This is a genomic window from Saccharibacillus sp. WB 17, assembly GCF_008634075.2.
Classification (GTDB): domain Bacteria; phylum Bacillota; class Bacilli; order Paenibacillales; family Paenibacillaceae; genus Saccharibacillus; species Saccharibacillus brassicae.
Genome location: NZ_VPFK02000024.1, coordinates 1 through 21,669 on the forward strand (window position 1 = coordinate 1; position 21,669 = coordinate 21,669).

Consider the following 21,669-nt stretch of genomic DNA (forward strand, 5'->3'; position numbering starts at 1 on the left):
GCGCGGAGCGGGCCGCAAGCGGCGACGCCGCGCAAGCCGGCGCAGCGGCGGCGCATGCGGAAGCGGCTGCGCTGCCGGCGAGCGAAGCTGCCGGCGATGGCGCGCCTGCGCTGCCGGACGCGGCGGAACCGGCCGAAGACGCCGGGATCGGCGGCTTGTTCCATCGCCGGGACCACGGCGGCTATATCGTGCTGGACAACGGCGAGACGTTCAACATTACCGAATCGATGGTGTACAAGCACCAGCTTCAGCACGAAGCCGAAGTGCGGTGCATGCCGCGCGAAGACGGGCACGGCGGCACGCAGTACGAGATCGAGCTGCTGTTCCAGGGAGACGACACATTCTCGCCGGTCCGGCAGTACAACGGCTACGTCGAACTCGGCGAGCATGAGATTTGGTACGCGGTCGATATGAACGATGCGGACCGCCGTTATCCGATCCATGCCAAAGACCTCGATATCCAGCGTCCGGTCGACGGCGCGCCGTGCATCTTCAACGTCGGCGAAGAAGAATCCGTCGCCCGCCTCGCGCGGGTGTACCGCGACTTCTCTGACCAGGAGACGCTGCCGCGGCCGTCCGGCGCCGGAGCCCGGCAGCCTTCTCCGTCCGCCAAGACGAGAAAAGAAGGACGCAAAAAAAAGCCCGAACCTTATCTGGAAGGCTGCACCGTCGTCGTACTGGGCGGTCAGCGCAAATGGTTCGAAGACGTCGTCGTCGAGAGCGGCGCCGCTTACGTGCACGAGAACGGCGAACGGCCGGATCTGGTCGCTTCGGACCTGCGGCGCGCCCAGGCGCTGTTCCTGCTGATTACGTCCACGTCGCACCGCGCGTCCTGGGAAGGGATCGAACTGGCGAAAGCGTCCGGCGTTCCGTACTTCATTATTCAAGGCTCGAAATCGAATCTGCGGAGCATGCTGTGGGATAACCGCGAAGAGATCCGGCAGGCCAACCGCGGCGAGGGCAAACCGTCCTGAATAGACCGGCGCCGCGCGTCGTATAGCGAAAATGGCGAATCGCCAGCCAACCCCCCGCTTTTCCGTTCGAATCGCAAGCCAAAAAAAGCTCCGTCCCGCGCGGGATCGACTTCTCGATCCGCGCGGGGCGGAGCTTTTCTGTTGGCGCGTTTATCGGCATCCGCCGTCTTTTCCACCCGCCGGCCATGTTCTACCGTCCGCGGTTCGTTACTGGCGTCCGGACTGATTATTCCCGGCCCGGTCGTTCCGCGTCCAATCCAGCCCTATAAGTCCTAAGCGTGTACCCGGACTTCGGTAGGCGTCGGCGCATACTCGCGGTACGACAGTCCGATATGCGCGGCATCGAGCGGCCGGCGTTCGATAATCGCTTTGCGTTTGGCTTTGAGCACGATCTGCTCGATGTCGGCGAAGCTGCAGCCGCACAGCAGCCGGCACGCTTCGGCTTCCGCTTCCTGCGCGCAGCCGAATTCGCCGATCAGCAGCCGGATATAATGGCGCCGGTCCTGCTCGTCCGGGAGCTGGTACGTCATGCGGGTATCGAACCGGCGCCAGATCGCGGGATCGAGTTCGGTCGCGAGATTGGTCGCCGCCATGAAAATGCTCACGTCGCCGAACTCGTCGAGACATTGCAGCAGCGTATTGACCGCCCGCGCCATCTCTTTCACTTCGTCGCCGCTCTCGCGGGTGCGGGCCACGGCGTCGAATTCGTCGAGGAACAGCACGCACGGAACGGTCCGCGCGTAGTCGAATATTTTGCGGATATTGCTGCCCGTCTCGCCCAAATGGCTGTGGATCAACGAATCGAGCCGAACGACGATCAGCGGCAGTTCAAGCGAAGCGGCCACGTGAAAAGCGGTCAGCGTCTTGCCCGTGCCCGGAGGCCCGTACATGACGACTTTATTCGGAATCGGCACCTCGTGCCGGTCAAATTCTTCTCGCATGCCGAGAATCGTCATAAACTCTTCCACGATCCGGCGGTTGCGCTCCGGCAGTACCAGATGCTTGACTTTGCGCATGCAGTCTTTCACTTCGTACACGGTCGCCATCTCGGTCCCTTTGGACTTCGGTAGACGCGCCGTCATTGCGGATTTCCCCATTGCTTCCAAACTCCTTCCCATGCCTGGCCGTGCTCATATGCAAAATGCCGAATGTTCCTCTTTAATAGTAATCTTTACTATTTAACTACGGATCACGGCTTCTGTCAACGCACGGCGAAAAGAGGCGGAGTCCGGCCGGAGATACGTATGCAGGCCGCGATCCCGGACCACGACCAGGCGATCGCAGGCGGCTTGCATCCACTCGAAGTCGTGGGTAATGACCAAAATGGCGGTGCCGCCCGCCGCGATGTCCCGCAGCAGGCGGATGACGTGGCGCATGTTCCGGCCGTCCAGCCCGGAGGTCGGTTCGTCCAGCACAAGCACGTCCGGCCGGCCCATAATGCCCGCCGCCAGAGCGAGCCGCTGCTTCTGCCCGCCGGACAGCGCCAGCGGATGACGCTCGCGCAGTTCCCACAAGCCCAATTCGCGCAGCAGACGTTCTGCCAGCTCCGGCGCTTGAGGGTCTTTTTCCCGCGTAAGCAGCAGTTCGCCCCGGACGCTGTCCGCGAACAGCTGGCATTCGCTATCCTGCATGACGAACCCGACCCGGCCCAGTCGCTTCGAAGCGCGCAGCCGTTCGCCGGACAGCGACACCGACCCTTCGCGTTCGCGGATCAACCCGGACAGCGTTTTGGCCAACGTCGATTTGCCGGCGCCGTTCGGACCCGTCAACGCGGTAATCTCGCCGGGACGCAGCACCAACCCGACATTCTCCAGCATGTTTCGCGCCGAACGCCGCCCGCCGGGCGAGGAGATGCCGAGATTGACGGCCGTCAGGCGGTCCGGTCGTTCGACGCCGAATTCGGTTTCCGCTATCGGCTCGACGCCTGCCGGATCAAGTTCCAGGCGGGGCGAGCGCAGACCGAACTGTTCCAGTTCCCCGGCGCTCAACGACAGCAGCTGCTGCGGCGTCCACTCCGCGCGGATACTCCCTTCTTCCATGTACACAATCCGGTCGGCGATCGGCAGCAGGTCGTGCAGCCGGTGTTCCGCGATCAGCAGCGTGCGGCCGTCTTGCTTGAGTTCCGCCAGCAGCCGCGACAACTGAAGCGAAGCGGAGCGATCCAGATTCGCCGAAGGCTCGTCCAGCACATACAATTCGGGACCGGGCAGACTGGCCGCCGCGAAAGCGACTTTCTGCTTTTCCCCGCCCGACAGCGTCTGCACGTTCGCTTCCAAGCGTCCGCCGATGCCGAGCCTGCCGGCCAACCTGTCCAGGCGGCTCCGAATCTCTTCCGGTTCCATCCCGAGGTTCTCGCCGCCGAACGCGATTTCGTCCCGCACTACCGCATTGAAAAATTGGCTGCGCGAGTCCTGAAAGATGCTGCCGGCGATTCGGCTGAATTCCCAGCTCTCCATTCCGGCGGCCGAACGGCCGAACAGTTCCATGTCCCCGGTCAACTGCCCTTCGTAAAAATGGGGAATCAGCCCGTTGAACAATCGGATCAACGTCGACTTTCCGCTGCCCGAAGGTCCCGTCAGCAGTACGCACTCGCCCCGATGCAGCGTAAAATCGATTTTCGTCAGCGGAGCCTCGGCTTCGTTGTACCGAAAACTCACTTGGTTCAGCCGGGCAGCGATCGGTCTGCTGTTCATGATTCCTTCACCCTCCCATATTCCATGCCAGGCCCCACGCCGACAAGCCCGCGATCGCAAGCAGCGCCGCATAATCGAATCCGTTCATCCGGACGGCGTACACGCTGCTTCGCCTGCCGGGCGCTTCCATACCCCGGATCGAAGCCGAAGCCGCCAGCTCGTCCGCGATCTTGAGGCTGCGCACCATCAGCGGCACGATCCGGTATTCGAATATCCGCAGCGGACGGCGCCAATTGGACAGCCGCCCCGCGGACAACCCGCGCAGACGGACCGACGTCTGCACCGCTTCGTATTCCAGCCGCAGCATCGGAATGAACCGAAGTCCGACGACGAGCGCGATCAGCAGGCCGGGCGGCAGCTTCCACCGCTGCAGCGCCGCCATCAGCATACCGGCCGGAACCCGGCTGAGCGGATAGGCCGACAGCGCGACCGGAACGAGGCGCAGCAGCAATCCGAATATGAAAATAAGAAAGCCGGACAAATTACCCGGCGAGGCGGCCGCCGCTTGATGTCCGCCAAACAGCAGCGCGGCAACCGCCAAAAATCCGGCGCCCTGCCGGGCGTATCCCTGAACGGCGGCATAGGCGGCCAACGCGCCCGTCAACAGCAGCGCGCCTACCGGCGGGCAGAAAGCGACCGCAAGGCCCGCCGATCCGACCGCGAGCAGCTGCGTGCGCGGATCGAGCTTGACGGTCATGTTCCGCTTGGGCGCACTCATTTGAGACTCCATGCTCCCGCCTCCTCCTGCAGTTTCCACAATCGGGCATACAGACCGTTTTGCTTCACCAGTTCGTCGTGCGTCCCCGATTCGCGCAGTTGACCGTCGTCAAGGACGAGAATGCGATCCGCGCCGCGGATCGTTTTGAGGCGATGCGCGATCAGGATGACCGTCTTGCTTCGAACCAGCTCGTTGATCGCCTGCTGGACCGACTGTTCGTTCTCGGGATCAAGCGACGCCGTCGCTTCGTCGAGCAGCACGATCGGCGCGTCCTTGAGCAGCGCGCGGGCGATCGAGATGCGCTGCTTCTCTCCGCCCGACAGCGTCGAACCGCCTTCGCCGACCGGCGTGTCATAGCCGTGCGGCAGCGCTTGGATAAACTCGTGGCAGCAGGCCCGGCGGGCCGCTTCCTCGATCTGCTCCTGCGTCGCTCCCGGGCGCCCGACGCCGATATTGCGCCCGATCGTATCCCGGAACAGGTATACGTCCTGGAACACGACCGAAATATTTTCCAGCAGCCGTTCGGGGTCGCATTCCCGAATACGCTGCCCGCCGATCCGGATCTCGCCGCCGTCGACTTCCCAGAAACGGGCGATCAGCCGGGTGACGGTGCTTTTGCCGCTGCCCGAAGGACCGACGAGGGCCGTGATCGTGCGGGGCGGGATCGTAAACGACAGATCGCGCAGCACCGGCTTCCCGGCTTCGTAGCCGAACCGGACACGATCGAATTCGATCGTGCCCCGCTCCGCCGGCTGATCGCCCGGCAGCGGATTCTCGCGCCGGACGTCCATGATGCGGGCCGCGCTGAACGCCGAATACCGGATTTCGCCGTAATTCATCAGTACGACGGTCAGCGGCTCGAACACTTTGTTGCCCACGAGCAGGAAGAGCAGGAACGTCGGCAGCGTCAACGTGCCGCCGGCCAGCACATACGTGCCGGTCACGATCATGAGCGTCATGCCCGAACGGGTCAGCAGCATCGCGCCCATGATCAGCGGCCCCATCACGCCTTCCAGACGGATCGACGCCCGCATAAGCGCATCGAACGACAAGCGCAGACGTTCAAAACGCGCGCCGCCGACATGATGCGCCTTGATCTCCCGAATGCCGCCCAAATATTCCTGCAGGCGGCTCGCCGCTTCGTTTTTGGCCCGGACGTGGTTGTCGCTCAGCCGGGCCTGCAGGCGATCGGTCAGCCACAGCAGCAGCAGGCCGAGCGGCAGCGCCGCGAACAGCGCGAGGGCCATGCGCCAGTCCAGAAACAGCAGCCCGCACAGCGCGAGCGTCGGCAGCATGATCGCGCTGATCAGCTGCGGCACGTTATGCGAAATCGTATGTTCGACCTGCGCGTAATCGCTGAGCAGCAGGTTGGTGAGGTCCGCCGGGTCCCTTTTGCCGAAAAATCCGAGCGGAAGCCGGCGGAGATGTTCGGCCAGCTCCATCCGTCCCTGCGCCGCCGTCAGGTAAGCCGCCACATACGTCTTGTCGTACAGCATGGAAAATGTCGCGTATTCGATGCCGATCCACAATATCATCACGACGCAGACGACCCACATCCGGGCGATATCCAGCCCGGCCGCCGGATCGGCGAAAGACCGATACAGCGTGTTGAACAAATCGACCAGCAGGACGGCCGGCACGATTTTGACCAGACCGTCCAACACGGCCGAGAGCGCCGACGGCAGCAGCGTTTTCGGTTGGCCCGCCGTCAGGTCATGCAAGTACGATTTCATCGTCTCCGTCCTCCTTCCGCTTCGCGCCGCCGATTTTCCAGTCGGAAGCCGATTGGTGCGCCCGCCACATCCGTTCATACAAGCCGCCCAGTCCGAGCAGCTCGTCGTGGCGGCCCCGCTCCGCAATCTGTCCGCCCCGGATGACAAGAATCTGCTCCGCTCCCCGAATCGTCGACAGGCGATGCGCGATGACCAGCACGGTCTTGCCCCGGATCAGTTCGGCCAGCCCGCGCTGGATCTCATGCTCGTTCTCCGCGTCGGTATAGGCCGTCGCTTCGTCGAGCACCAAAATGGGCGCGTTTTTGAGCAGCGCGCGGGCGATCGCGATTCGCTGCGCTTCCCCGCCGGAGAGATAAGTGCCGTTTGCCCCGATCACGGTCCGATACCCGTCGCCCAGCCGCTCGATAAACGAATGGCAGCAGGCGATACGTGCCGCGTTCACAACGTCCGCCTGACTCGCGGTCTCGTTGCCCATCCGGATATTGGCTTCGATCGTGTCATAGAACAGGTGCACGTCCTGGAACACGAACGAGACCAGATCCATCAACTGCTCGGTGCCGATCTCCCGGATCGGCACGCCTCCGATCGCGATCTCGCCGGACCGCACTTCCCAGAAGCGCAGCAGCAGGTTCGCGATCGTCGATTTGCCGCCGCCCGACGGACCGACAAGCGCGGTCATCTCGCCGCTTCGGGCCGTAAAGCCGATCCGGTCCAGCACCGGCCGGCCAGCCGGCACGCCGGGCTGCGCATAGTCGAATACCACGTTGTCGAACGTGATGTCGTACGTCGACGGGCGTCTCGGCGTCTCCGGTTCCGCGACGATCGGCTCGTTGAACACCGCTTGAATACGGCGAACCCCTTCCGACACTTCGCGCAGTCCGCTGCCGACGTACATCAGCTTCACGAGCGGCGCGGACAAGCTCGGCGACACGAGCAGGAACAAAATAAAAGTAATGGCAAACGCCTGGTCGCCCGGATGCCGCCCCATCAGCATCACGCCGATCGGCACGGCAAACGTGAACAACGAACCCATCAGCACCGCGAACAGGCTGTATGCTCCTTTGAACAGATCCGTAATATCGAGGGAAATTTTCCGATACCGATCCACCGCCTGGCGAAACGTCAAAAAAGAAGCGGCCGTAATGCCGAAGATTTTGACGGCGGGCATGCCGCGCACGTATTCGACCGCCGTCGCGTTCATCTCTTCCCCGGAGCGCTGAAAGTCCCGGTAATGCCCCTGGGCGTTCGCGCTGCCGTACATGCGGGCCTGGATCGCAAGCCCGATCCCGATCGGCACGCACAGAATGAGCGCCATCCGCCAGTCCAGCACGAACAAATAGCCGATCAGCACAAGCGGCAGCGCGACGGCGCTCACCGTGTCGGGCAGCTGGTGCGCGATAAATTTCTCGATCTTTTCGACCGCCACTTCGATAATTTTTTTGAGTTCGCCGGAAGGGGTGCGCACATGGTACCCCATCGACACTTTCGCCACGTGTTCGGACAGCCGCACCCTGAGCGCGTACAAGATCCGGAACGCCGCAATATGCGAGCACATCGCTCCCGCGTACAAAGCGCCCAACGCAGCCGCGAGCGCGGCCAGCGCCGCAAATCCCAGGCGCGTCAGCGCCGGACCGTCCAGCGCTTCCGGCTGGCCGGCTGCGCGAAACACCTGATCGACGATCCGGTACACCACGATAAACGGAACGATTTGCAGCAGGCCGGACACGATCGACAGCAGGCTCGCCGCGATCAGCAGTCCTTTGCGGCTGCCGGCCAGATCAAGCAGAATAGACAATTCCGATTTGCTGCGCATAGAGATCGAACCTCCTCTCGAGCCGCCGCGGCGCTCAACGGATAAGCCCCGATTTCATGAAGTGTTTGCGCAGCAGGCGTCGGCCCAGCACGCTGCCGAGCAGCACCATGACGAACGAGAACGCCATGCTGCCGATCATCCATACGGGCGAACGGGCAAATCCGACCATAAGCGCAAGCGTATCCGGCGCGAACATGTCGGCAAGCGCCGCTCCGCTGTACACGTAGATCATAACGAACGAACCCATGCCGTAGACGACTCCATACGCCCCGAACGCGCCGGCCTGACGGATAAAGCTCCGGTAAGCCGCTTTGCCTCCGCCAAGCAGCGCCAACTCACCGACGATGCCCGCACAAGCCATAAAAGGCAGCATAAACGGCACACCCATCAGCAGGTAGAAAAGACCGGTAACGATCGCAAACAGCAGCAGAACGCCGCGTTTGCCGATTTTGATCGCCATGACCTGGTACACAACCGTCGAGAACAGCAGGCAGACGCCGGCGATCAGCGGCATGGCCGTAAGCCCCAGAAACGGCATGGCAGCCATCCCCACGACTGCATTGACGATATAGATCAAAATGGAGAAGACCCCGATCAAAATATAATCCCTGGTCAACAGTGCTGTACGTCCCGCGTTCAAATCCGCAGCTTTTTGCATTTTGCATCCCCCTTTGATAAAAATAATCATTACGATTAAAAACGAACAGGACGTCGGCCTTGTCCGCCCTGCCCGCTCTCGCATGAATGTTATTTTCACATGGGGCTGCCCGCCCGCGCGACCCAAAACGGGAGGAAAACGACCTCAATCGGGATTTTCTCGCCGGAATCCGATGCTTAGCGTTCGAGCGCTTTTTGCCGGGCCAAATAGCTGGAAGGCGCTTCCCCGTATTTTTCCCGGAATTTTTGCGCAAAATGGCTCGGTTTGCCGAAGCCTGCGCTCAACGCCGCCTCCGTCACGTTCATACGCCCCGTATGCAGCAGCCGATACGCTTCTTCCAGGCGTCGCTCGATCACGTACGCGTGAATCGAGCTGCCGAACAGCTGCTTGAAGCCGCGCTTCAGTTTGAACTCGTTCAACGACACGAGCCGCGACAATTCGCGAATGCCGGGCGTATCCGTCAACCGGGCGTCGAGAATGTCCCGGGCTCTGCCGAGCGCTTCCCGTTCCGTTCGGGACCAGCCGAAAGCGACCGGCGCACGCATCGACGTCTCGTGGATATAGACCGACGCCAACTCGATCGCTTTGCCTTCCAGATACAACCATTTCAAATCTCCCGCGTACGCGCAGCCCGCCATGTCCGACACGATTCGGCGGATCGACGGGGACAGAGCTTCTTTGCGAAACACGGGTCCTGCGAAAAGAGAGCTGCCCGGCAGCGACGCGCCGCCCGCCTCCTGCAGCCTGTCCGCGAAGGAACGATCCATGCTCAGGCAAAGTCCCCGGTACGTTTTGCCCGCTTCGTAGCCGCCGGTGCTGTCGAAGCTGCCCGCGCCGGAGATCAGCATCTCTGCTTCGTTCAGGCGATAAGACACGCTGCCCTGCGGTCCCTGCGTCGACCATTCCACTTCTTCCCCGAGACAAAAACTCCAGCTGATCCCGGGATCGTATTCCCGGCTGCGCATGACGAGGGCCCGGTCGAACGTCATCCGGCACGTGCGAAGTTCGAGCGAAGCGTTCAACCTCGACCTTTCGAACGCGCCCAGTCCGACGTCGGAAGCAAGGTCCGCGCTTGCCGAGGGCGACGATCCCGAGCGGTACATCCGGTTCAACGACTCGCTGACCCCGCATGCCGATTCATGAATATTGCTGACCACGAATGCGGCCGGCTGTACAATGGTAGTCATATGGACTCTCCTTCTTTCTTGGCGTCCTGCCTGTGATAATGATTCTCAGTATAGCACAAAAAAAAGGCCCTGCCCGAGGCCTTTTCTTCCGGTATTCCACTTAGCTACTTCCGCCCGGCCCGTTCTCCGCGGCAGCCGCGCCCGAACGCGGCTGCATCGACCGGCCGTTGAGCAGCGCGACGACGGCGGCGATCAGCGCAAGCCCCGTGCAGCAGCCGAACACCGCCGGATACGAGAAGTACTGCGCGACCGCGCCCAGCGCCAGTCCCCCGAGCGAGAAACCCAGATCGTACGCCGACATGAACAGGCCCATCAGCGTATACCGGGATCGGGCCGGCAGGGCAAACGACAGATACGTCGTCAGCGCCGGATACAGAAACGCCAGCGCGATCCCGTTGAAGGCGGCCGAGACGTACAGCAGCATCCCAAACGTCTGCGGCATCGCCAGCATCTGCGTGCCCGCCGCCGAACAGAGCAGCAGCCCGGCGATCAGCGCGGTGCCGAAGCGTCCGTCCGACGGGATTTTTTTGCGAAACACGAATCGGCACAGCACGACGACGGCGCCCTGCAGCGCCAGGTACAAGCCCGCGCTGCCGATGCCCGAAGAGATCATGTACAGCGGCAAAAACGTCGCCAGCGCGCCGAACACGCACGATACCAGCAGCATGATCAGCGTGCTGACGCCGAGCGCGCGGCTGCGCCGGACCTCTCCGAACGAGCCGAGCATGCCGCGCAGCGTGTACGTCGACCGCTGCCCGGACGCGCCGGGCAGCGGCAGCGCGAAGCCCGAGCAGACCGCCGCCGCGGCCAGCAGCACCATGACTCCGCCGAAGCCGAAGCTGCCGCCCCGCTCCCACAGTTCCACCGCAAGCAGCGGACCGGCCAGCGAAGGCAGCATCGTCGAGAGCGTGTAGAGCGACAGTCCCTGCCCGCGATCGCGATCGGCCAGCTTCTCCACGATGCCCGCCTGCATCGCCATGGAGAAGAAAGCGGTCACCGCGCCCTGCATCGCCCGCAGCCAGACATATCCGCCGATGTCCGAGACCGCGAACAGCAGCAGCGTGAGCGCATGCGCCGCCAGCAGTCCGCGCATGACCGCAAGCGGGCCGAACCGGCCGATCCACTGTCCCGCGAGCGGACGCAGCAGCATGCAGGTCAGCATGTACGTGCTCATCATCAGGCCGATCGCACCCGATTCCAGCCCGGCCTGCGCGCCGCGCAGCGGAAGCACGACGGTCAGCACCGAATTTGCGAAAAAGAACACGAAAGCCAGCGCGTACAGACGGATAAAAGCCGCCGAAGCGGGCCCGGTGCGGTTCAATGCCGATCCTCCCCGGTCACGCCCGGTAAGCGACTCGGCCGTTCACGACGGTCATGAGCGCCCGGGCTTGCGTCAGCTCGTTTTCGCCGGCGGCAATATCGCGGTCCAGCACGGTAAAATCGGCGGCGAAGCCCGGCCGGATCTGCCCGCGCTCGTTCTCTTCGGCCGCCGCGAGCGCGCTGCCTTCGGTGAACAGCCACAGCGCCTGTTCCAGGCTCAGCCGCTCCTGCGGCAGATAGCCTTCCGCCGGCTCCGAGCTGCCGGGGCGGCGCCGGGCCACCGCCGCGTGCAGCCCGAGCAGCGGATTAAGCGGCTCGATCGGCGCGTCGCTGCCTCCGGCGCAGATTACGCCCGCGTCGATCATTTTTTTCCATGCGTACAAATAGTCGGTCCGCTCCGGTCCGACACGTTCCAGCACCCACGGAAAATCGCTGACGACGAAGCGCGGCTGAATGTCCGCGATCAGCTGCAGCTTCGTCATCCGCTCCAGCAGCGAAGCATCGAGCACCTGCGCATGGATAAAGCGGTCCGGCAGCGCCGTGATGCCCGCAAGCGGATAAGCTTCCATCGCGCCGAGCGTCAGATCCGCCGCGCCGTCGCCGATCGCGTGCACGGCAATCGGAAAACCGAGCGACCGTGCCCGGGCCGTAATCCCGTGCAGCCGCTCCCGCGGATGGATCGCCATGCCCATCGTGGACGGCGCATCGTGATACGGCGCGTTAAGCAGCGCCGTCCGCCCGCCGATCGCTCCGTCGGAGAAAATCTTCGCCGCTCCGATGCGCAGCCATTCGTCGCCGTCGCCCGCTCTCAGCCCGAGCGCTTCCGCTTCGTCCAGATACTCGTGGAACACAAGCTGATGCGAGCGGAAACGCAGACCTTCTTCGCGCAGCTCGCGGTGAATACGACGCATGACGTCGATTCCGCCGAGATAGCGCAAATCTTCCGTATGCGCCGCCGTCAATCCCAGACTGAGCGCATATTCGCAGGCCCGGCGGATCGCCGCTTTTTTGGCTGCGTAATCCGGCTCCGGCTGCACGGCCGTCAGCAGCTTGGACGCTTCTTCGTAGATCCAGCCGTTGAGCTCGCCGGATTCGTTTCGTCCCAGCGCGCCGGACGGCGGATCGGGCGTGTCCGCGGTAACGCCCGCGCGCCGGAACGCTTCGCGGTTGGCGAGAAAAGCGTGGAAGCACGTGCGCGTCAAATACAGCGGGCGGCTGCCCGCCGCTTCGTCCAGTTCGTCGAGCGTGGGCGCCTCGGCCGGCGAGAAGGCGTTCTCGTTCCAGTTCAGCCCAAAGATCCACTCCCCGTCCGGCGTCTTCGCCGCGCGTTCGCGCACCTGCCACAGCATCTGCTCTTTGGACGCCGTCTCCGAAAAGTCCAGCGCTTCGAGCTTCACGCCCTGCATCGACAAATGCATATGCGAATCCGTCAGGCCGGGCAGCACGTGCGCCCCCGCCCAATCGACGACTTCGTGCGGCCGGCCCGACAGCTGAAGCGCAAGCTCCGCCGAAGTGCCGATCGCCCGGATGATGCCGTTCTCCGCATAGACCGCATCCGGTCCGCTTGGCGAAGCGCCGAGGCCGATCCGGCCGTTTTTGAACAAAGTTCCTTGGTACTGCTGCTCTGTCATATGCTTCTTCCTCTCTTGATCCGTTTGCCGATCGGCTGTGCCGCTCCCCGATTCGGTTCTTGTCCAAGTCTATCATATGCGGACGAGCCCGGCACCGGTCCCGAAGACCCGAACGTTTGCGAAAAGCGGCTGCGCAGGGCGTTTACGGAAGACGTTTGCGGAAGGCGTTTACAAAAAGCATCTTCGCTTTTGACACCCGGCGTACATTCCGTCTTTACAATGGCAGAAGCCTGCGGGCTTTTTAGCGGTATCCGCGGAACTTTTTACATAGTTAGGCAGCACGACAGTGACAGTACAGTGACACGGGCAGTATGGAAAAACAGTCTGTTCGCAAGCTTGTCCTGCATTTCATTTCACTTCATTTCATCTCACCCAGACCTTGGACCGAAAAAGGAGCCTGTACATGAAAAGAAAACGCCGTACCCCAACGCTGTCCCGAAAAATCCGCCGCTTCCTGCTGGGAGTCGGCACGCTTACGCTCGCTTCGGGCGTTCTGACGCTAAGCTCCGGCGAACTGCGCGCCGCCGAAGCGGACACCCCGGTGCAGCTGCGCACCGCCGTGCAGAACATGCTCGGCACCGCCGAATGGAACGCGGCCGCGGGCCGCGTGGACGTTCGCTCGGCGGGAGTTGCCGCGGCGCTCAAGCTCGGCGGCACGTCGATGACGCTGAACGGCCAGAGCGTCAAGCTGGACGCGGCGCCTTACGCCGAGAAAGGCCGGGTATACGTCTCGCCGGCGACGCTGAAGGCGCTGCAAGGCGCGGCGGCCTCGGCCCAGAACCGGACCGGGTTCGCCCTGAGTGCTTCGTTCCAGATGCCGTCCGGCAAAGCGGAGATCGCAGCGTCCACACCTGACGGACAACGTTTGATCGTGACGGAAGCGGATCAGGGCAGTATCGGCGTGCTGAATATCTCCGATATCGGCCGAACTTCGCTGATCCAAAGCGTAAGCTTCAAATCGCTATCCAAAGACGCGGAAGTGACAAGCGTCGCGGTGACGCCGGACGGCAAATACGCGCTGGCCGCCGTGCGCGGCGGCGACACGATGCAGCTTGCGAATCCCGGCTTCCTGGCCGTCGTCGACCTGAAAACATACCGGATCGCCAAGACGTATCCGCTCGGTATCGGACCGGATTCGATCGCCGTTTCGCCGGACGGCACCTATGCCGTGATCGCGATTGAAGACGAAGAGCTCGATCCCAAAACGGACGAGTTCGATTATCCGAACGCCAAGCGTCCGGGCAGCATATCCGTGCTGGAATTCGCCGGCGGCGACGCGCTGAGCGGTACGCTGACCGATCTACCGGTCGACCTGAGCGCCGTACCGGGCGCCGTCTATCCGCACGAACCGCAGCCGGAATACGTCGCGATCCATCCGGATGGCAAGCTGGCCGCGGTGACGCTGCAGGAAAACAACGCCGTTGCCCTGGTCGACCTCGCCGCCAAAAAAGTGACGAAAGTGTTCGCTCTCGGCACGACCCGGCATGCCGCCGATCTCGAAGACGACGGCGTCGTCTCGTTCTCCGGCACGCTGACCGGACGTTTCGAGCCGGACGGCATCGCCTTCACGCCGGACGGGCGGCACCTCATCACCGCCAACGAAGGCGATCTCGGCAGCAACGAGTTCAAAGACGGCGTAAGCGCCGGCGGCCGGGGCATCGCCGTATGGGACCTCGACGGCAAGCTGGTCTACGACAGCTTGAATCGGGTCGATGCAGCCGCGGCTGCGGCCGGCCTCTACCCCGACGACCGCAGCGGGAAAAAAGGCAGCGAGGTGGAAAACCTCACAACGTCCATCGTGAACGGACGTCCCCTGCTCGCCGTCGCCGCGGAACGCGCGGACGCCGTCCTCTTTTTCGATATCGCGGACGCCGCGAAGCCGAAATATCTGGGCCTTATCCCGACCGCCGGCAAATCGCCGGAAGGCATCCACCACGTCAACGGTCGCGACCTGTTCGTCAGCGCCGACGAAAGCACCGGCACGATCAGCTTCTACGCGCCGACCGGCCGCTGAGCGGGGCGGTTGGCCGCGGAGCGAGGCGGTTGGCGGACCGTGGAACCTGGCCTGACAGCGGCGAGGCGTTGAATTTTGCGCAGACGAACTCGTTATGCGACGCTGCGCCTTGTCGTAACGAATGAACGATGACGACCGTATCGACGCGAACCGCGATCATCGCGAAAAAGCCGAAGTCCCTTTTGAGGGACTCCGGCTTTTTGAACATGTTCGTCTGTTTCGGCATGGATATACAAACTTCAGGCAGCTAATCGGTTTCAAGCGGCTCCGTTCCCGCTTGGCTGCGTCCGATTCCAACGACTCCGTTTCCATTTCCATTTCGACTCCTTCACTCCGATTCACGGGCGTTCGAAAGCCCGTTTGGCGAAGAAGCATGAAGGTTGAGGGAATCCGGCTGCATCTGCATCCGCGAAAACCTTTCGCATTCCCAAGGTACAGCCGCATTAACGGATTGAGTTCACTTATTTTAGCCAACTGGCCATTGGGACCACGAATAACTGTACAAGTGCACCTGTTTTCACCAACTTACAACCGATCGTCTCGAAATAACTGCACAGATCCACTTATTTCCGCAAACAAACGGCCGGCTATACCAATAACCGCGCAGATACAGTTATTTTCGCGAAAAACGGGGGTTTCCGTGTCTGCTAGCCAAATAACTGCTCTCAGGACGTTATTTCGCTCTATACGGACAATTTGGGCAAAATAACTGTTCTCACGCAGTTATTCGCGAGAAAACAGGCGAAAGTATGAAGTTTGATGTACGGCGGGTATGCTCAAGTCTCCACGCGGGCCTGCGCCCAAGCGGCGCAGCCTTTTCGAATCGGTTCGTTTTGGTTCGAATCGGCCCGCCTTATCCCAAAACGCGGCGCAGCCGTAACGAAGCCGGTTCGGCTTACATCCAGGCTTACAAATCCATCAACCCGTAGACCTGCTTCTCCAGCTTTTTCTTGCTCTGCTCCAGCGTTTTGCGGGCTTGTTCGGAGCGGCGCAGCTGTTCGCGGTACTCGGCTTGCAGTTTCTCCAGCCGCGAGATCTCGGCGTCGAGGAACGCGATCCGTTCGCGTTCCGCGGCGACGACGTACCGTTCGCCCTGGCCCCATTCGCCTTCGTTGTGCAGCGCTTCGTCGGCCATGCGCTCCAACAGGCGGTCCTGTTTGCGGCGAAGGTCGATCAGCGTGACGCTGGACGTCGCGTAATTCAGCGTATACTTCAGCAGCCCGGCGAAGCCCTGGCCGCGTTCCTGACGGGAATTTTCCGCGTCGGCGATCCGCTGGCGGTTGTCGGCGTATTCCGCCAACAGCCGGTCGAACGAATCGGAAATGTACGGCAGCTGCATGCTGCTGGCCCGCAGCTTGTCCACGAGCGAACCGCGGATTTCGAAGATCCGTTTCTCGGACCCCGCCCGCTCGGTCTTTGAAGCTTCGAGCTGTTCGGCGCAGCTGGCCGATTCGCGCTTGTAATAGTCGATATGCGAATCTTCTTCGGCGATTTCGCTCTTGAACGTGCCGTGCTGTTCGGCACGCGCGCGCCACAGCGCCAGCATCGGCTCGTAGTCCGCGTCGTGCTCGTCTTCCGAGACGAGCTCGGGCAGGAACAGCTGCACGAGCAGCAGCGGCAGACGGCGGCGCTGCGGATTGAGGCTGCGGTACAGCGTCCGCGGCGCGCTTTTGCTTCCGCCCGGAAGCACGTGCAGGAACACCGGACTGGCCGAGACGGCCAGGAAGCTTACGCGGCGGCCGTACAGATCCGGCATTCCGCCGATGCCGAGCAGCCCTTCCGCCGCATCCAGCAGCGACATCAGCGTCTCGTAATAGGCGTAGCCTTTGCGCGACTCCAAAGCGGCCAGCAGCAGCTTGACGCCGCTCGGACGCGGCGGTTCGGACGCCTGCTGCGCGTCGTCCGGCCGTTCGCTTTCGCCGTCGGCCTCGTAGCCGGCCGCTTCGGCATCATCGCCGCCTGCCCCGCCGGCGGCCGAAGATTGCGCCTTATCCAGGCGCACGCCCGGCAAGGCTCCCGCAGCTTCGTCGGTCGAAGCCGCGCCGGAATCGCTTCGCCCGCCGATCGCGCGTTCCCATTCGGCGTCTGCCGCCTGGCTGCCGGGAAGCGGCGCGGCTTCGCCCGCGTGCCGCAGCGCTTCCGCCGCTCCCGGCGATTCGGCGATGCCCGGCGGATAATCTTCGCCGCCGAACGGCTCCCATTCGGGCGCCCGGTCTTCGAAAGCCGACAGGTCGGCTCCTTCGCCGCGCGGCGGAATACCCGCGGCCGCTGCCGCCGGCGAACTTCCCGCTCCTGCCGCCGTTCCTGCTTTCCCCGCCATTCCGGCTTCTCCCGCCATTCCGCTTCCCGCCGCGCTGCCATCCGGCCAAGCGACATTTACCCACAGCTCCGACATGCCTTCCGGCAGCAGCGGTTCGATCCGCCGGATGTACTCGTCCCATTCGGACTGCGGAGCGGCATCGAGCAGCCGGCCGAGCCCGTCCGTCCATTGTTCGATCTGGTAATCGATCAACGCTTCGAGCGCGCTCGATTCCGGGTGTTCTTCGCGGTAAGTGAAATAGGCGCGGTCTTCGTCCGCCGCCCCGAGTTCGATCTGCTCGACAATCCCGCCGGCAAATTCCTCCAGCTCCGCCGCGGTCGTCAGCGGCGCTCCGTGCATACGCGAACGCTTGGCCAATTCGAGCAGGATGGCGAGCCGCAGCTCGTCGTCGCTCCATTCCCGGTAAGCGAGCACTTTTTGTTGAAGCTGTGCGGTAAACCGCTCCGGCTCGCGTTTGATCAAATCGCGAATTTTGGAGACGAGCAGTTCCTGAACCGCGGTGTCGCAGCATAAGACGTAGACCAGCCTCAACTCGTCGCCGCCCAACTTGCACAATGCCTGGGCAAAAGTATGTCCGTACATGACCAGCCCTCCCTTTTTCCGTATAATTCGTATACTTCTATCATACCCTCCCGCAGGGGGTTCGTTCAAATCGCCGCTCGTTCGCTTTTTTTTATTTTCGGCTTGACCTTTTGCGATTTGCCGCCTATAATTCAGAACCAACGAACCATTCGGCTTTGACCGGAGTCAACATTCCCCGTGCGCACCGTCCAGAGAGAGAAGCGATTGCTGTGAGCTTCTTCGGTAAGCGGCCCGGAATTACCTCTTCGCAGCCGCGCAAGCGAACGCCGCGCCCGATGCCCGTCCTGAGTGGACGCGCACGGCGGCTTTTAGCTTCCGCCGCCCGATCCCCGTTAACGGATCCCAAGTAAGGGTCACGGATTTGCCTTGAAGCGTAAGCTTCCGGGTACCGGGACCGAATGAGGGTGGAACCACGAGCCGAGCGCACTCGTCCCTTTCCGGGGAGAGTGCGTTTTTGCGTTCTCCGGAAGCTCGTCTGCGCTCACCATCCCACTATACTTGGAGGAATGCCGCATGTCCGAACGATCCGATTCCCTATCCAGCTCCGCCGCAAAGTCCTTGTCCGCCCCGATTGAGATCACGTTTCCGAACGGTGATATTCGCCGGGTGCAGCCGGGCACGTCCGTGCTCGAAATCGCCCGCTCCGCCGGTACGTCGCTCGGCAAAAACGCCGTCGCCGCCCGATTGAACGGCCGCCTCGTCGATCTCGACGAACCGGTGCCGGACTCCGCTTCGCTTGAGATTCTGCTTCCCGGCGACGCGGACAGCCTGCCGATCTACCGGCTCAGCGCCGCCCATCTGCTCGCCCAGGCCGTCAAACGGCTGTACGGCGAAGCCGGGGTCAAGCTTGCGATCGGTCTGAATACCCAGGACGGCTTTTATTACGATTTCGATCTGCCGTCCGCGCTGTCTTCGGACGATTTGCCTCTGATCGAACGCGAAATGCGGCGTATCGCCGAACAAAACCTGCCGATCCGCCGCCGGGTCGTCTCGCGCGAAGAAGCGCTGTCTTTTTACCGGGAGCGCGGCGAATCGTTCAAGCTCGAAATGATCGAAGACGCGCCGGAAGGCGAAACTTTTTCGCTGTACGAACAAGGCGAATTTACGGATCTGGATCGCGGCCCGCATCTTCCGTCGACAAGCCGGCTCAAAGCGTTCAAGCTGCTCGGCGTCGCAGGCGCCTACTGGCGCGGCGACTCGGACCGCCCGGTGCTGCAGCGGATCTACGGTACCGCTTTTCCCCGCAAAGAACAGCTCGACGACCATCTGCGCCTGCTCGAAGAAGCGAAGAAGCGCGATCACCGCAAACTCGGGCGCGAGCTGAAACTGTTCATGTTTTCCGACGAAGCGCCGGGCATGCCTTTCTATCTGCCGAACGGCATGACGCTGCGCACGGAGCTCGAACAGTTCTCGCGCGGCGTGCAGCTTCGCGGCGGCTACGACGAAGTCCGCTCGCCGTTCATGATGAACCGCCGCCTGTGGGAAGAATCCGGGCATTGGGATCATTACAAGGACAATATGTATTTTTCCGAAGTCGACGACGAAGCGTTCGCGCTCAAGCCGATGAACTGCCCGGGCCATATGCTGATGTACAAAAACGAGCTGCATTCCTACCGCGACCTGCCAATTCGGATGATGGAGTTCGGCCAGGTGCACCGCCACGAATACTCGGGCGCGCTCAGCGGTCTGATGCGGGTGCGGACGTTCTGCCAGGACGACGCGCATCTGTTCGTCCTCCCCAGCCAGATCGAAGACGAGATCGGCCGGGTCATGGATCTGATCGACGGCATGTACCGCGTGTTCGGCTTTGATTACCGGATCGAGCTGTCGACGCGCCCAAGCGATTCCATGGGCTCGCAGGAGCTGTGGGACGAAGCGGAGAACGCGCTGCGCCACGTACTCGACGACCGCGGAGCGGCGTACCGGCTGAACGAAGGCGACGGCGCCTTCTACGGACCGAAGATCGATTACCACGTGCTCGACGCGCTCGGGCGGAGCTGGCAGTGCGGCACAATCCAGCTCGATTTCCAGATGCCGGAGAAGTTCGACCTGTCGTATATCGGCGAAGACGGCGGCAAGCACCGGCCGGTCGTGATCCATCGCGCCATCTACGGGTCGATCGACCGCTTCATCGGCATTCTGATCGAGCATTACGCCGGCGCCTTCCCGCTGTGGCTGTCGCCTGTCCAGGTCCGCGTGCTGCCGGTATCGGCGCATTACGACGATTACGCGTTCGAAGTCCGCAAAGCTCTGCGCGACGCCGGCCTGCGGGCCGAAGCGGACATGAGCGGCAACAAACTCGGCTACAAAATGCGGGCGGCGCAGCAGGATAAAATTCCGTACGTGTTCGTGGTCGGGGAAAAAGAAAAAGAAGCCGGCAGCGTTAACGTGCGGCGCTACGGCGACGAAGCCCAGCTTGCGCGGCCGCTTCAAGCAGCGATCCAGGATCTGCTCCGCGAACTCGCGGCCAAAGCGCAGTCCGGCGGCAGCTAAGCCCGGGCAGCCAAAATCCCGGATCTCGATCGTCCGGCCTCCCCGCGGCGACGCGGATCGCCCAATAAGCGAATCAGGAACAAAAAAAGCACGGCATGGTCCCAATCGGACTGTGCCGTGCNCGCTTAACGCCTAGAGCTTTCTGCGCACGAGAAAATCCATTTGCGCAGCGCGCGGCGCAGATCCCCAAAAGCCGAAGGCGGGTATTCGCCGGTCCGAATGCCTTTCGGCAGATCCATCATCGTCCATATGTTCGCAATTCCTCTTTTTAAATCCTGGTATTCTTCGCTATTTTGGATCGGGCTATCCAATTTCAACTCGTTAACCCGATTAGCTGCAAAGCTGACAATTCCGCCTGGGAAACAGTCAGGTTCGTGACGAATATCCGGACCCGATATTGCGTTTTAGGCCTGCGCCTTATTGAGCATACGGAAGGTGGGTCTCATAAAATTTCATAAGGGCTTGGTCAAGCTTGGAAGCGGCAATTCCGTATTCGACACGCGTTTTGGCTTGGCTCAAGTCTTTTTCGGCCGCTTTGAGCACGAGACGGAACTTGCTGACTGCGGTAGCTGGAAATTGGCCGGGCTGATTGTCCGTAGGCAGAGCCAGCAGCTCTTTGGAACGCGCGATCAGATTGACCAGCAGATTCCGTTCGCTCGTCGACGAAGCCGGCGGGAGATAGGAGTCGAGCGCCGCGAGCAGGTTGTCGTACTTCGAACTGATGTATCCGAGGCTGAAATCGACCTTTTTCTGATTGGCCGAAGACGCGAGCAGCTGTTCGAAACTCGAAATCGCCTGCTCGATCTCCGCCGTGTACGACGAATAATCTTCGGTGCTGCCTGCGGCGACCGCTTTCGCGATATCCTCCTGCACCCATTGCCGATACCGGCTGATTTGCGAATCATAACGCGTTTTATCGTAAGAAGTCTGCAGATCGAATTCGTTAACCTGTACCGGAATATAATACTTAACGAAAACGTCCCGGTAATTTTTGTCCGTTTTGTTTTTTCCCAAAGCCGCTTCCGCCGCCATCACCGCTTCGATAGTACGTTTGTCGGGAGGCGAGAGATGACTATTTTCGTAACTGACTCCGCGTAAAATAGCCATTTTCAATTTATAGAAGTAATTGTCTACCCAAAATTCGTCCAATACGATTTCCTGGTAATTTTTCAGTTTTTGCTCGTATTTTCTCGCAATCGCCTGAAGACGCGCCTGGGACGTAGTCGGGTCCATGACCGCCGCGTAAGCTTCGTTTCGGATCTCCAACAGTTCATAAACTTCCACACGGTCGATGGAAGTCGTTTGGGTAGGCCAAGACGAGACCAGCTGCTCGGCTTCCAGATTGATCAGCTTCATCCGGCCGGCATCGTTCAAGTACGCGAAAGCGTCGGCTTCGGCTGCCTGCGGAGCCGGCGCCTCGGCATGGACAGGCGGAAGTGTGCCGATGCCGCCGAGGATAATGACGGATGCGAGAGCGGCTGCGGATAACACTTTGAGAGGGGAACGTTTTACAGTTTCGTTGTTCAAGGTAAA

14 protein-coding genes are annotated in these 21,669 nt (G+C 61.9%); 3 read left to right on the plus strand and 11 right to left on the minus strand.

Going from position 1 to position 21,669, the window contains the following annotated elements:
* Positions 1-974 (plus strand): DUF2325 domain-containing protein (locus tag FTE24_RS12755; protein ID WP_160441751.1); only part of this gene is annotated, 974 nt, incomplete at its 5' end.
* Between the two features lie 272 nt (positions 975-1,246).
* Here FTE24_RS12755 and FTE24_RS12760 read toward each other — a convergent pair.
* The 9 genes from FTE24_RS12760 to FTE24_RS12800 form a co-directional block, all read right to left on the minus strand.
* On the minus strand, positions 1,247-2,071 hold the full coding sequence (locus tag FTE24_RS12760; RefSeq protein WP_141446034.1) for an AAA family ATPase: 825 nt from the start codon (positions 2,069-2,071) through the stop codon (positions 1,247-1,249).
* An 81-nt stretch (positions 2,072-2,152) separates the two neighbouring features.
* A complete protein-coding gene (locus tag FTE24_RS12765; RefSeq protein ID WP_150229860.1) occupies positions 2,153-3,667 on the minus strand; it encodes an ABC transporter ATP-binding protein in 1,515 nt (504 codons plus the stop codon).
* A gap of 7 nt (positions 3,668-3,674) precedes the next feature.
* The gene (locus FTE24_RS12770; RefSeq protein ID WP_150229863.1) at positions 3,675-4,397 is read right to left on the minus strand and encodes an energy-coupling factor transporter transmembrane component T; all 723 of its coding nucleotides are present in this window, start codon (positions 4,395-4,397) and stop codon (positions 3,675-3,677) included.
* Positions 4,382-6,118, minus strand: a complete 1,737-nt coding sequence (locus tag FTE24_RS12775) for an ABC transporter ATP-binding protein (protein ID WP_150229865.1) — start codon at positions 6,116-6,118, stop codon at positions 4,382-4,384. The genes FTE24_RS12770 and FTE24_RS12775 overlap by 16 nt, the downstream gene beginning before the upstream one ends.
* Entirely contained in the window at positions 6,099-7,931 is a 1,833-nt protein-coding gene (locus FTE24_RS12780; RefSeq protein WP_150229867.1) for an ABC transporter ATP-binding protein, read from the minus strand. Before FTE24_RS12780 ends, FTE24_RS12775 begins: the two co-directional genes overlap by 20 nt.
* A 34-nt stretch (positions 7,932-7,965) precedes the next feature.
* Positions 7,966-8,589, minus strand: a complete 624-nt coding sequence (locus FTE24_RS12785; protein ID WP_150229869.1) for an MptD family putative ECF transporter S component — start codon at positions 8,587-8,589, stop codon at positions 7,966-7,968.
* A 176-nt stretch (positions 8,590-8,765) separates the two neighbouring features.
* The gene (locus FTE24_RS12790; RefSeq protein WP_150229871.1) at positions 8,766-9,776 is read right to left on the minus strand and encodes a helix-turn-helix domain-containing protein; all 1,011 of its coding nucleotides are present in this window, start codon (positions 9,774-9,776) and stop codon (positions 8,766-8,768) included.
* A gap of 100 nt (positions 9,777-9,876) precedes the next feature.
* A complete protein-coding gene (gene cntE, locus FTE24_RS12795) occupies positions 9,877-11,097 on the minus strand; it encodes a staphylopine family metallophore export MFS transporter CntE (protein WP_150229873.1) in 1,221 nt (406 codons plus the stop codon).
* A gap of 16 nt (positions 11,098-11,113) precedes the next feature.
* Complete coding sequence (locus tag FTE24_RS12800) at positions 11,114-12,727, minus strand: amidohydrolase (protein ID WP_150229875.1); 1,614 nt, start codon at positions 12,725-12,727, stop codon at positions 11,114-11,116.
* A 403-nt stretch (positions 12,728-13,130) separates the two neighbouring features.
* Between FTE24_RS12800 and FTE24_RS12805 the strand changes: the two genes are divergently transcribed.
* Positions 13,131-14,741, plus strand: coding sequence for a choice-of-anchor I domain-containing protein (locus FTE24_RS12805; RefSeq protein ID WP_150229877.1), 1,611 nt, complete (start codon positions 13,131-13,133; stop codon positions 14,739-14,741).
* 907 nt (positions 14,742-15,648) lie between these two features.
* Here the strand turns inward: FTE24_RS12805 and FTE24_RS12810 are convergent.
* Positions 15,649-17,643, minus strand: coding sequence for a hypothetical protein (locus FTE24_RS12810; RefSeq protein ID WP_150229879.1), 1,995 nt, complete (start codon positions 17,641-17,643; stop codon positions 15,649-15,651).
* Positions 17,644-18,156: 513 nt separating this feature from the next.
* Between FTE24_RS12810 and thrS the strand changes: the two genes are divergently transcribed.
* Positions 18,157-20,136 carry a threonine--tRNA ligase gene (gene thrS / locus FTE24_RS12815; protein WP_150229880.1) on the plus strand — a complete coding sequence of 660 codons (1,980 nt, stop codon included), beginning with the start codon at positions 18,157-18,159 and terminating at the stop codon, positions 20,134-20,136.
* 417 nt (positions 20,137-20,553) lie between these two features.
* Here thrS and FTE24_RS12820 read toward each other — a convergent pair whose 3' ends face one another.
* Positions 20,554-21,663 carry a hypothetical protein gene (locus tag FTE24_RS12820; RefSeq protein WP_150229882.1) on the minus strand — a complete coding sequence of 370 codons (1,110 nt, stop codon included), beginning with the start codon at positions 21,661-21,663 and terminating at the stop codon, positions 20,554-20,556.
* Positions 21,664-21,669: the final 6 nt, after the last annotated feature.

Excerpts from the sequence above, each read along its gene's own strand:
- FTE24_RS12760 (WP_141446034.1), bottom strand. The coding sequence starts at position 2,071 with ATGGGGAAATCCGCAATGACGGCGCGTCTACCGAAGTCCAAAGGGACC.
- FTE24_RS12765 (WP_150229860.1), bottom strand. The coding sequence starts at position 3,667 with ATGAACAGCAGACCGATCGCTGCCCGGCTGAACCAAGTGAGTTTTCGG.
- FTE24_RS12770 (WP_150229863.1), bottom strand. The coding sequence starts at position 4,397 with ATGGAGTCTCAAATGAGTGCGCCCAAGCGGAACATGACCGTCAAGCTC.
- FTE24_RS12775 (WP_150229865.1), bottom strand. The coding sequence starts at position 6,118 with ATGAAATCGTACTTGCATGACCTGACGGCGGGCCAACCGAAAACGCTG.
- FTE24_RS12780 (WP_150229867.1), bottom strand. The coding sequence starts at position 7,931 with ATGCGCAGCAAATCGGAATTGTCTATTCTGCTTGATCTGGCCGGCAGC.
- FTE24_RS12785 (WP_150229869.1), bottom strand. The coding sequence starts at position 8,589 with ATGCAAAAAGCTGCGGATTTGAACGCGGGACGTACAGCACTGTTGACC.
- FTE24_RS12790 (WP_150229871.1), bottom strand. The coding sequence starts at position 9,776 with ATGACTACCATTGTACAGCCGGCCGCATTCGTGGTCAGCAATATTCAT.
- FTE24_RS12800 (WP_150229875.1), bottom strand. The coding sequence starts at position 12,727 with ATGACAGAGCAGCAGTACCAAGGAACTTTGTTCAAAAACGGCCGGATC.
- FTE24_RS12805 (WP_150229877.1), top strand. The coding sequence starts at position 13,131 with ATGAAAAGAAAACGCCGTACCCCAACGCTGTCCCGAAAAATCCGCCGC.
- FTE24_RS12810 (WP_150229879.1), bottom strand. The coding sequence starts at position 17,643 with ATGTACGGACATACTTTTGCCCAGGCATTGTGCAAGTTGGGCGGCGAC.
- thrS (WP_150229880.1), top strand. The coding sequence starts at position 18,157 with ATGTCCGAACGATCCGATTCCCTATCCAGCTCCGCCGCAAAGTCCTTG.